Annotated in this window: 10 protein-coding genes; 6 read left to right on the top strand and 4 right to left on the bottom strand. The window is 72.1% G+C overall.

Annotated elements, in window-relative coordinates; genetic code table 11:
- Positions 1-201 precede the first annotated feature (201 nt).
- Positions 202-789, bottom strand: a complete 588-nt coding sequence (locus PV350_RS27185) for a DUF461 domain-containing protein (RefSeq protein ID WP_499513185.1) — start codon at positions 787-789, stop codon at positions 202-204.
- Between the two features lie 606 nt (positions 790-1,395).
- Here PV350_RS27185 and PV350_RS27180 point away from each other — a divergent pair.
- The 6 genes from PV350_RS27180 to PV350_RS27155 all read left to right on the top strand — a co-directional run bounded on the left by PV350_RS27180 (position 1,396) and on the right by PV350_RS27155 (position 7,732).
- Positions 1,396-1,878, top strand: a complete 483-nt coding sequence (locus tag PV350_RS27180; RefSeq protein ID WP_018559600.1) for a CarD family transcriptional regulator — start codon at positions 1,396-1,398, stop codon at positions 1,876-1,878.
- 228 nt (positions 1,879-2,106) lie between these two features.
- On the top strand, positions 2,107-2,832 hold the full coding sequence (ispD, locus tag PV350_RS27175) for a 2-C-methyl-D-erythritol 4-phosphate cytidylyltransferase (RefSeq protein WP_499516900.1): 726 nt from the start codon (positions 2,107-2,109) through the stop codon (positions 2,830-2,832).
- Positions 2,822-3,346: a 2-C-methyl-D-erythritol 2,4-cyclodiphosphate synthase gene (ispF, locus tag PV350_RS27170; protein ID WP_499513186.1), complete on the top strand. Its 525-nt coding sequence runs from the start codon at positions 2,822-2,824 to the stop codon at positions 3,344-3,346. The genes ispD and ispF overlap by 11 nt, the downstream gene beginning before the upstream one ends.
- 178 nt (positions 3,347-3,524) lie before the next feature.
- Positions 3,525-4,919 (top strand): cysteine--tRNA ligase, encoded by a 1,395-nt coding sequence (cysS, locus tag PV350_RS27165; protein WP_500336593.1) that lies wholly within the window; start codon positions 3,525-3,527, stop codon positions 4,917-4,919.
- Between the two features lie 76 nt (positions 4,920-4,995).
- Positions 4,996-5,952 carry a 23S rRNA (guanosine(2251)-2'-O)-methyltransferase RlmB gene (gene rlmB / locus PV350_RS27160; RefSeq protein ID WP_500336591.1) on the top strand — a complete coding sequence of 319 codons (957 nt, stop codon included), beginning with the start codon at positions 4,996-4,998 and terminating at the stop codon, positions 5,950-5,952.
- Between the two features lie 184 nt (positions 5,953-6,136).
- Positions 6,137-7,732, top strand: coding sequence for a DoxX family protein (locus PV350_RS27155; protein WP_500336609.1), 1,596 nt, complete (start codon positions 6,137-6,139; stop codon positions 7,730-7,732).
- Between the two features lie 132 nt (positions 7,733-7,864).
- Here the strand turns inward: PV350_RS27155 and PV350_RS27150 are convergent, their stop codons facing one another.
- The 3 genes from PV350_RS27150 to PV350_RS27140 form a co-directional block, all read right to left on the bottom strand.
- Positions 7,865-8,602, bottom strand: a complete 738-nt coding sequence (locus PV350_RS27150) for a nucleotidyltransferase family protein (RefSeq protein ID WP_500336589.1) — start codon at positions 8,600-8,602, stop codon at positions 7,865-7,867.
- Positions 8,603-8,632: 30 nt separating this feature from the next.
- A complete protein-coding gene (locus PV350_RS27145; RefSeq protein ID WP_499513191.1) occupies positions 8,633-9,046 on the bottom strand; it encodes a hypothetical protein in 414 nt (137 codons plus the stop codon).
- Between the two features lie 253 nt (positions 9,047-9,299).
- Positions 9,300-10,418 (bottom strand): ABC transporter ATP-binding protein, encoded by a 1,119-nt coding sequence (locus PV350_RS27140; protein WP_499513192.1) that lies wholly within the window; start codon positions 10,416-10,418, stop codon positions 9,300-9,302.
- Positions 10,419-10,540: the final 122 nt, after the last annotated feature.

Genomic DNA, 10,540 nt, shown 5'->3' with positions numbered 1-10,540 from the left:
GCGAAGCCCGTCAGGCCCCCTGGGGCCGGGCGGTGCGAGGAGCGCACGCGGGATCGGGTTCGAACCGGACCCGGGCGCGCCGCGCTACCTGGTGACGGTCCGCGGCCTGGGCTACAAGTTCGAGCCGTAAACCGGTGACCGGGCAGGAAGGGGCCCCGGGGGCGATGTGCTCCCGGGGCCCCTTCGCGTGCCGGGGCGTGCTCAGCCGGCGGGCGACTCGGTGATCGTCTCGGTCTCGGTCGGCGAGGCCGTGGCGCCCTCGGCGGGCGACTCGCCCGGGCTCGCGGACTCCGTGGGCGAGGGCTTCCCGCTCGGCCCGAAGGAGGCGTAGTAGCCGGCGGCGGGCAGCGCGAGGCTCTGCAGGGAGACCTCGCCGGTCTTGCTGAAGTCGAAGACGACATCCTTGAAGTCGCCGTCGGTCTTGCTCGCGGAGCCGCCCTTGAACAGGGCGGACGGGTTGCCGTCACCGCCGAGCAGCACGGCGCTGTGGCCGGGCAGGGTGATGGGGCCGGACAGATCGGCGTCCAGGGAGCCGACCTTCACGGAGTCCAGGGTCTGCGACTCGTCGCCGTTGTTGAAGATCTTGGCCGTCACCGAGGAGGAACCGTCGGAGGTGGCCTGGGTGAGCACGACGACGTTCTGGACCTCGATGTCGCCGACGCTGGTCGCGGCGTTGTCCGGCCTGACGCGCAGCGTCTCCGCGCTGTTCCCGGCAGCGCAGGCGGCGAGCGGGAAGAGCGAGAGTGCAAGGGCGGCGGCGAGAGCGCCGCGTCGAAGGCTGCTGCTCACGGCGGCGGCATCTCCTTGGGCGGGGTACGGAGGTACGGACGTACGGGACTTACGGGTTACCTGGTGCTGGATTAGGTTACCGAGCCTGTCTCGTGCGCCCGCACCGGGCCACCCCCCGGCGGGCCGGGGCTTCACCCACCCGGGTGTCCGGGAGACGTTCCAGGGGGCCGTCGGGGGCCTTCCACGGGGGCCCGGGCGGAACGGCGCGGGCGCGGCGGAATCCATTACGGGATTCCGCCGAACGATTCCCGCCACACCGGCAAGATCCATTTACCGTTCATCCGCCGGACGGAAATCCGGCGTGGTGCGAAAATGGATCACACGAAGCCCGGGGCGGCCGAACGGAGTAGCGAGAGACCCCCCGCAAGAGAGCGACAAATCGGGATGTTCCTCCCCTTGTCCTGGCCCCCGGGAGGGTGTAACGGCAGCGTTTCTGGGCCCCTCGACACCCACTCCGACCTGCGAATTCCGCCTTCCGCTCCCCTCCCGCAGCACGTTCCGGGCGCACTTGTCAAGCCCCGAGATATGCCCTGACCTGCGAAAACGCCATTCAGAACCAGCCGTTCCCGTGTTACCCTGGATAGCCACGGAAGGGGTACCTGTCACATGACGTTCAAGGTTGGCGACACCGTGGTCTATCCCCATCACGGGGCCGCGCTGATCGAGGCCATCGAAACTCGCCAGATCAAAGGCGTGGACAAGACCTACTTGGTGCTCAAGGTCGCCCAGGGCGACTTGACGGTACGCGTGCCCGCGGACAATGCGGAGTTCGTCGGCGTGCGCGACGTGGTCGGTCAGGAAGGGCTGGACCGGGTCTTCGAGGTGCTGCGCGCACCGTACACCGAGGAGCCCACCAACTGGTCCCGCCGGTACAAGGCGAATCTGGAGAAACTCGCCTCCGGCGATGTCATCAAGGTCGCGGAAGTCGTGCGTGACCTGTGGCGTCGCGAGCGGGAGCGCGGGCTGTCGGCCGGCGAGAAGCGCATGCTCGCCAAGGCCCGCCAGATCCTGGTCAGTGAGCTCGCGCTCGCGGAGAACACCAACGAGGACAAGGCCGAGACCCTCCTCGACGAGGTCCTCGCGTCCTGACGCGGATTTCCGCCGTGGTGCCCGGTGCGTTCCCTACGCCGGGCACTGCGGCATGCCGGGGTGCCCTCACGGTGGCCTGGCACTTCGACGACGCCGAGGATCCCCCTCGTCTTCGTTCGCGCGTCGCTTCCCCCTGCATACTGGGTGCCGGGCCCGGGCAGCTGGCCCTGTCGGTGTCACGGAAGGGTCCGACAGGGGCTTCGCGCCCGGCACGTTGAGGCGATACCCATTTCGGCCAAGGACACAAACCTGACTACCGCGGCAGTCATTCCCGCCGCCGGACGTGGAGTCCGGCTCGGCCCCGGTGCGCCCAAGGCGCTGCGCACCCTGGGCGGCGTCCCCATCCTCGTGCACGCCGTGCGTGCCATGACCCGCGCCCGCGCGGTGTCACTGGTCGTCGTCGTGGCGCCCCCGGACGGGGTCGCCGAGGTCAGGGCGCTGCTCGACAGCAACGGCCTGCCCGAGGCCAAGGACATAAGGGTCGTCGCCGGCGGCGAGAGCCGGCAGGACTCGGTACGGCTGGGCCTGGCCGCGCTGCCGGACGAGGTCGAGGTGGTGCTCGTCCACGACGCCGCCCGCCCGCTGGTGCCGGTCGACATGGTCGACGCCGTCGCCGCCGCCGTGCGGGACGGTGCCTCGGCCGTCGTGCCGGGGCTGCCGCTGGCCGACACGGTCAAGGAGATCGACCCGGCGACCGACGCCGTCGTCGGCACCCCGGACCGCTCGCTGCTGCGCGCCGTCCAGACCCCCCAGGGCTTCGACCGGGCGACGCTGCTCAAGGCGCACACCACGGTCACCGGGCCGGTCACGGACGACGCGAGCATGGTCGAGCGGCTCGGCGTCCCGGTGCTGGTCGTGCCGGGGCACGAGGAGGCCTTCAAGGTCACCCGCCCGCTGGACCTGGTCCTCGCCGAGGCCGTCCTCGCCCGCAGGAGGGCCACCGATGACTACTGAGCCGACGGGCACCGCCCCGGCCCCCCACGTCCCCGTGCTGCCCCAGGTGGGCATCGGCACCGACATCCACGCCTTCGAGGCGGGCCGCGAACTGTGGGTCGCCGGTCTGCTGTGGGAGGGCGAGGGGGACGGCCTGGCCGGGCACTCCGACGCCGACGTCGTCGCGCACGCCGCCTGCAACGCGCTGTTCTCCGCCGCCGGCATGGGCGACCTGGGCGCGCACTTCGGCACCGGGCGCCCTGAGTGGTCGGGCGCACCCGGTGTGACCTTGCTCACGGAGGCCGCCCGGATCGTCCGCGAGGCGGGCTACGACATCGGCAACGTGGCCGTCCAGGTCATCGGTCCCCGCCCCAAGATCGGCAAGCGCCGCGACGAGGCCCAGAAGATCCTGTCCGCGGCGGTGGGCGCCCCCGTGGCGGTCTCCGGCGCGACGACCGACGGTCTGGGCTTCACCGGGCGCGGTGAGGGGCTGGCGGCCGTGGCGACCGCGCTGGTGGTCCGCCGCGCGAAGTAACCGGCGGTACGAGGGAGTTGACCCGGCGCCCGCAGGGCCGTGCCGTCCGCCGTACGGGTGAGGCGCCCGCCAGCCGAACGCTCCTGCGGCCGGTGCGACGGCCGCCGCGAGCGTCACAACACCATGAAGCTCCCGTGGATCGGACGGCGCACGCACCCGGGACCACTACCCTTGATGCGTGACTATTCGCCTGTACGACACCGACGCGCGCCAGGTCCGTGACTTCACCCCGCTCCGGCCGGGCTGCGTCTCGATCTACCTGTGCGGCGCGACCGTGCAGGCAGCCCCGCACATCGGGCACATCCGGTCCGGACTGAACTTCGACATCATGCGCCGCTGGTTCGCCTACCGCGGCTACGAGGTCACGTTCGTCCGCAACGTCACCGACATCGACGACAAGATCATCGCCAAGTCCGGCGAGCAGGGCCGCCCCTGGTGGGCGATCGGTTACGAGAACGAGCGGGCCTTCAACGACGGTTACGACGCGCTCGGCTGCCTGCCGCCCACGTACGAGCCGCGCGCGACCGGCCACGTGCCCGAGATGATCGAGATGATGCGCGGTCTCATCGAGCGCGGCCACGCCTACGAGTCCGAGGGCAACGTCTACTTCGACGTCCGCTCCTTCCCGGACTACCTGGAGCTGTCCAACCAGGAGCTCGACAACCTGCGCCAGCCGGAGAGCGAGGGCGAGACCGGCAAGCGGGACGCCCGCGACTTCGCGATGTGGAAGGCCGTCAAGCCCGGCGAGCCGTCCTGGGAGACCCCGTGGGGCCGTGGCCGTCCCGGCTGGCACCTGGAGTGCTCCGCGATGGCCCACAAGTACCTGGGCACCGCCTTCGACATCCACGGCGGCGGCATCGACCTGATCTTCCCGCACCACGAGAACGAGATCGCCCAGGCCAAGGCCTACGGCGACGACTTCGCGCAGTACTGGGTGCACAACGCCTGGGTCACGATGAGCGGCGAGAAGATGAGCAAGTCGCTCGGCAACTCGGTGCTCGTGAGCGAGATGACCAAGCGCTGGCGGCCCATCGTGCTGCGCTACTACCTCGGCACCCCGCACTACCGCTCGATGATCGAGTACAGCGAGGAGTCGCTGCGCGAGGCCGAGTCGGCGTTCGCGCGGATCGAGGGCTTCGTGCAGCGGGTCGTCGAGATGGCGGGCCCGGTCGAGCCGGCCGCCGAGGTGCCGCCGGCCTTCGCCGAGGCGATGGACGACGACATGGGCGTCCCGCAGGCGCTGGCGATCGTCCACACCACCGTCCGGCAGGGCAACTCGGCGCTCACCGCGGACGACAAGGAGAGCGCCGTCGCCCGCCTCGCCGAGGTGCGCGCGATGCTCGGCGTCCTGGGCCTGGACCCGCTGGACGCGCACTGGTCCGGCGACGGCCGCGGGGAGGACCTGCACGGGGTCGTGGACTCCCTCGTCCGGCTGGTGCTGGAGCAGCGGGAGTCGGCCCGCGGGCGCAAGGACTACGCGACCGCCGACGCCATCCGCGACCGGCTCCAGCAGTCCGGGCTGGAGATCGAGGACACCCCCTCCGGGCCGCGCTGGACGCTCGGCTCCCGGTAGCCGGGCGTCCGCGTCATCATTGACACGTACGTACGTTCACGCAGTAGCAGCAACAGCAGCAGGAAACAGGTGACCCATGGCCGGCAACAGCCAGCGCAGGAACCGCCGCACGTCCAACAAGAAGGGCGCCACGGTCGGTAGCGGCGGGCAGCGGCGCAGGGGTCTGGAGGGCAAGGGCCCCACCCCGCCCGCGGAGGCGCGCAAGGGGCACGCCAAGCAGCGTGCCGCGAACGCCAAGGTGAAGCGCGCCGCGTCCACGCAGTCGCGCCGCCCGTCCGGCCGGGGCTCCAAGTCCACCTCGGAGCTGGTGGCCGGGCGCAACCCGGTGGTGGAGGCGCTGCGCGCCGACATCCCGGCCTCGGCGGTCTACGTCCAGCAGTTCATCGACAACGACGAGCGCGTGCGCGAGGCGATCAAGCTCGCCACCGACCGGGGCATCCCGCTGATGGAGGCGCCGCGCCCGGAGCTCGACCGCATCACCAACGGGCTCAACCACCAGGGCCTGGTCCTGCAGATCCCGCCGTACGAGTATGCCCACCCCGAGGACCTCGCCGCCGCGGCCTTCGACGCGGGCGAGGACCCGCTGATCGTCGCGCTGGACGGGGTCACCGACCCGCGCAACCTCGGCGCCGTCGTCCGCTCCGTCGCCGCCTTCGGCGGCCACGGGGTCGTCGTGCCCGAGCGCCGCGCCGCCGGGATGACCGCGGGCGCCTGGAAGACCTCGGCCGGCACCGCCGCGCGCGTCTCGGTCGCCCGCGCCACCAACCTCACCCGCACGCTCGAGGCCTACCAGAAGGCGGGTCTCACGGTCGTCGGCCTGACCGCCGACGGCGAGACCGAGTTGCAGGACCTCGAGGCGCTGGCCGGGCCGGTCGTCGTCGTCGCGGGTTCGGAGGGCAAGGGCCTGTCGCGGCTCGTCGGGGAGACCTGCGACCTGCGGGTGCGCATCCCGATGCCGGGTGGCGCCGAGTCGCTGAACGCGGGCGTCGCCGCGGGCATCGTGCTCTACGAGGCGGCGCGCCGCCGGGCCTGAACCCGGACGCGCCCCCGTGCGCGCCCCGGCGACAACCCCTGATTGACGGGCCTCGGACACAACGGGGCCCGTCACACAGTGTCCTTATCGGGTGTCACTCGGTTAGATGAGTGTGGACACCAGAACACCCCGCACTCCTCCGGGGGGACGGTCGTCGGCGGTCACCGACGAGCCTGTGCTCAACATGCATAAGGTCTCCTCCGACCCGGCCCAGGTCATCGTCAATCACGCGAGCTTCCGCGTGCAGCTCGGCACGGCGTCGGGCCGTGCCCTGACGAGGACCCAGCGCGTCCCCGTCATTCCGACCTCCGTCCGCCCCTCCGCGGCCGCACAGCGGCGCGGTGCGCCCCTGGTGTGGTCCGGGCGCAGCGAACCCGGCGACGCCGCTGCCGGCCACCTGCTCGCCGCGGTGCGCCACGGTCAGGTGGACGGCCCCGACCTCGGCGCCGCGACGCAGGTGCTGCCGCGGATCGAGGAGCCGCCGCAGCCCGTCGTCGGCCCGCCGCGCCGGCCGCCGGCGCCCGGCGAGATGCTCGGCGGCATCCGCCCCGCGCGCGGCGCCTACGACGACTACCTCGACCCCGAGGACACCAGCGAGTTCGCGTACGCCGCGCCGCCCGCCGGCCCCGTCGACGAGGACCCCGACTTCGATCCGTACGCGGATCCCGACGAGGAGTACGGCCGCGCCCGCAACCGCGAACGCGCCGAACCCATCCGGCACGCCTACTACCCCGGCCGCCGGATGAACCTCGGCATCGTGCTGCTGCCGCTGCGCATCTTCCTGGGCTTCATCTCCATCTACGCCGGCATGGGCAAGCTCTGCGACCCCGTGTACTTCGACGGCGGCAAGCGCGGCTCGATGGTGACCTGGCTCGGCTCGCTCCACCCGTGGGGGCTGGCCGAGCCGCTGCGCGACCTCGCCCTCGCGCACCCCATCGGCGCCGGACTCACGGTGGCCTTCCTGCAGGTGATCGCCGGTGTGCTCACGGTCTTCGGGCTCTGGCAGCGGTTCGCGGCGTCGATCGGCGCCCTGCTGTCGGCGGCGCTGCTGGTGACGGTGAGCTGGCGGACCGTCCCGGCGTACGACACGCCCGACATCATCCTGCTCGCCGCCTGGAGCCCGCTGGTCATCGCTGGGGCGCCGGTCTACTCCGCCGACGGCCGGCTGGCGAGCGAGGCCTGGCGCAAGCTCGGCCCGCGCGCCCCGCTGGGGGAGTTGCGGAGCCGGGTGCTGCGGCGCGGCGCGGTGCTGGCCACGGTGCTGGTCGGGATCTCGCTCGTGGTCGGTGCCACCCTCGGCACCGCCGTACGGTCCACCAGCCCGCGCTCGCAGCTCCCCGCCCCGACCGACGTCCCGACCAACAACCTCGAGGGCTCCCCGCTGCCCGAGGTACCCGGGGAGAAGTCGTCCCGGCCCTCCACGGCCCCCTCGGCGGGCCGCTCCGGCGGTCCCTCGTCCTCCCCGTCCGCCTCGCCGTCGGCGCGGGGGGCGGCGTCCTCGGCCCCGAACGCCACGCAGTCGCGTCCCGGGTCGTCCTCGGCCAACACCGGCAGTGGCGGCGGCACCGGCGGCGGGCCCGCGCAGACCGCGCCGTCCGTCCCGTCCCGCCCCACGGTGCCCAGCAACCCGCCCACGCAGGGCGGCGGCAACGGCACCGGCGGCACCGGCGGCGGTTCCTCCGACAGCGGCGGCGCGCTCGGCGGGCTGCTGGGCAGCGGCGAGACCTCGGGCTGGCTGCTCGGGGCCCCGGCCCGGCACGGCTCGGGCAAGGTCGCGTAACGCCCGTACGGCACACGGGAAGAGGCGGCCGGAGGTTCCACCCTCCGGCCGCCTCTTCGTCGTTCCCTGCCGCTGCCTGCGGCGCTGCCTGCGGCGCCGCCCGTGGCGCGGGCTGTGCCGCGGTCGGTGCGCTCAGGGCTGCGAGGCGAGTTCCTTCGCGGCCTCGGCCAGGTCCTTGGCGGTGTCGATGGCCCGCCAGTACGCGCCCTGGGGCAGCGGGAAGCCCGCGAGCCGCCGTTCCCGGGCGAGTTGGGGGAAGGTGGTGCGCTCGTGGTCACCGCGTTCCGGGAGCAGCCCGGTGAACTCGGGGGAGAAGACGTAGACGCCCGCGTTGATGAGGAACGGCGAGGGCGGGGCCTCGATGAAGTCCAGGACGTGGCCGAACTCGTCGGTCTCCACGGCGCCCCACGGGATGCGCGGACGGGCCAGCGCCAGCGTGGCGACCGCGGCCCGCTCGACGTGGAAGGCGGCCATCTCCCGCAGCGAGAAGCGCGTCCAGATGTCGCCGTTGGTGGCGTACCAGGGCTCCTGGGGCCGGGGCAGGGAGGCCGCGGCGTGCTTCAGGCCGCCGCCGCGGCCGAGCGGTTCGCGCTCGACGACCGTGGTCACCCGCAGCGGCAGGTCGGCCGCCGTGCCGGCGAGCCACTCCTGGAGGACCTCAGCGAGATGGCCGCACGAGATCACGGCGTCGGTGACGCCCTCGGCGGCCAGCCAGGCAAGTTGATGGCCGATGATCGGGATCCCGGTTCCGGGGATCTCGATCATCGGCTTGGGGCGGGTGTCGGTGTAGGGCCTCAAGCGGGAGCCCTGTCCTCCGGCGAGGAGGACGGCCTGGGTCACCGCCGGGGAGGTCGCGGGCGTGCCGGTCATGGGCGCACCCTACGCGACCCGCGCGCCGGGTCATCCGAGCGAGGCCACGCCCGTCGCGAAGGCGGTGTCGCAGACCGGCCGCGACCAGGCCTGGGCGCGGTGCACCGAGCCGTACTTGGCGACCGCGGCGCGGCCCAGGGACCGGGCGATCGAACCGCAGTACTGCGCCAGCGAAGGCCGCTCGTTCATCTCGCGCTGCAGGTGCGTCAGGGCGATGCCGGGGTTCTTCTCCTGCAGCTCGCCCAGCAGCTTGCGGCGGAGCACCTCCTGCGGGGCCGACCGCTGGGACGCCGCCTCCTTCTGGTGCGAGGCGGTGAGGACTTGGGCGTCGGACGCCGAAGTCGCCCACGGGACGCGGGTGACGGCGAGGGTGCCGGAGAGCACGAGGACGACCGGGAGGACGAGGGCGAGTGACTTGCCGATGCGGCGGGCTACCTGGTTCACGGCAGTGATGGTAGCGAGGAGTGATGATTTGGCGACATTTAGCCACTCTGATGAGTGATGAATGCCCCTTGATCGACTACGGGCGCATTGACGAACATGGTCGAAACGCCATTGTATGACCGGAAATGGGGGGTGATTCGGCCCCTGGAACGGCCGCGGCCCGGCCCCCCTTGCGCGGGGGCCGGGCCGGGTGTGTCCGCGGGCGGTCGGGGACCGGATGCCCGGTCGCCCGCCCGCTCGGTCGCTCAGTGGCTCAGTCGCTCAGTCGCTCACCGGTGGAGGTGGAGAAGACGTGGCTCTCGCCGGCGCGCGGCACGACGCGCAGCACGGAGCCCTTCTCCGGCACCTGGCGGCCGCCGACGCGGATGACCAGGTCCTTGTGCTCGCCGCCGACCTCGGCCGAGCCGTAGACGAAACCGTCCGCGCCCAGCTCCTCGACGACGTTCACCGTGACGGCCAGACCGGCCGGCTCGTCCTTCGACAGGCCCGAACCGTCGCCGTCGACGATGTCGAAGTGCTCCGGGCGGACGCCGACGGTGACCGTGCGGTCGCCCTTGTCCGCCGCGGCCTGCACCGCGTCGCGCTCGACCGGCACCACGGAGTTGCCGAACTTCACGCCGCCGTCGGTGATCGGCACCTCGACCAGGTTCATCGCCGGGGAGCCGATGAAGCCCGCGACGAAGAGGTTGGCCGGCCGGTCGTACATGTGGCGCGGGGTGTCGACCTGCTGCAGCAGACCGTCCTTGAGGACCGCCACGCGGTCGCCCATGGTCATGGCCTCGGTCTGGTCGTGGGTGACGTAGACCGTGGTGGTGCCGAGGCGGCGCTGCAGCGAGGCGATCTGCGTACGGGTCTGGACACGGAGCTTGGCGTCCAGGTTGGACAGCGGCTCGTCCATGAGGAAGACCTGCGGCTCACGGACGATCGCGCGGCCCATCGCCACACGCTGGCGCTGACCACCGGAGAGCGCCTTGGGCTTGCGGCCCAGGTACTCGGTGAGGTCCAGGATCTTGGCGGCTTCCTCGACCCGCTTGCGGATGTCGGCCTTGTTGACGCCCGCGATCTTCAGGGCGAAGCCCATGTTGTCCGCGACGGTCATGTGCGGGTAGAGCGCGTAGTTCTGGAACACCATGGCGATGTCCCGGTCCTTGGGCGGCAGGTGGGTGACGTCCCGGTCACCGATCCGGATGGCGCCGGCGTTGACGTCCTCCAGGCCGGCCAGCATGCGGAGCGAGGTCGACTTTCCGCAGCCCGAGGGGCCGACGAGGACGAGGAACTCGCCGTCCGCGATGTCGATCTGCAGCGCGTCGACGGCGGGGCGCTCGGTCCCGGGGTAGATCCGGGTCGCCTTGTCAAAAGTGACAGTAGCCATGGTGCAGTGGTCCCTTCACCGGCAGGAACGTGCCGGACGATCCGAGTAAAGGAATGAGGTCTAGTCCACAGGATGTGGACCTTCCGTGACGCTACCTGGCCCGCCCCGCTTTGTCAGTACCC

This window comes from Streptomyces sp. PA03-6a, assembly GCF_033792765.1.
Taxonomy (GTDB): domain Bacteria; phylum Actinomycetota; class Actinomycetes; order Streptomycetales; family Streptomycetaceae; genus Actinacidiphila.
The sequence above is the reverse complement of the archived record's forward strand: the minus strand, read 5'-3'. Positions and strand labels throughout refer to the sequence as shown.

Coding starts and splice junctions, on each gene's coding strand:
- rlmB (WP_500336591.1), top strand. CDS start 4,996: ATGGCCGGCAACAGCCAGCGCAGGAACCGCCGCACGTCCAACAAGAAG.
- PV350_RS27140 (WP_499513192.1), bottom strand. CDS start 10,418: ATGGCTACTGTCACTTTTGACAAGGCGACCCGGATCTACCCCGGGACC.
- PV350_RS27150 (WP_500336589.1), bottom strand. CDS start 8,602: ATGACCGGCACGCCCGCGACCTCCCCGGCGGTGACCCAGGCCGTCCTC.
- ispF (WP_499513186.1), top strand. CDS start 2,822: ATGACTACTGAGCCGACGGGCACCGCCCCGGCCCCCCACGTCCCCGTG.
- PV350_RS27180 (WP_018559600.1), top strand. CDS start 1,396: ATGACGTTCAAGGTTGGCGACACCGTGGTCTATCCCCATCACGGGGCC.
- PV350_RS27155 (WP_500336609.1), top strand. CDS start 6,137: ATGCATAAGGTCTCCTCCGACCCGGCCCAGGTCATCGTCAATCACGCG.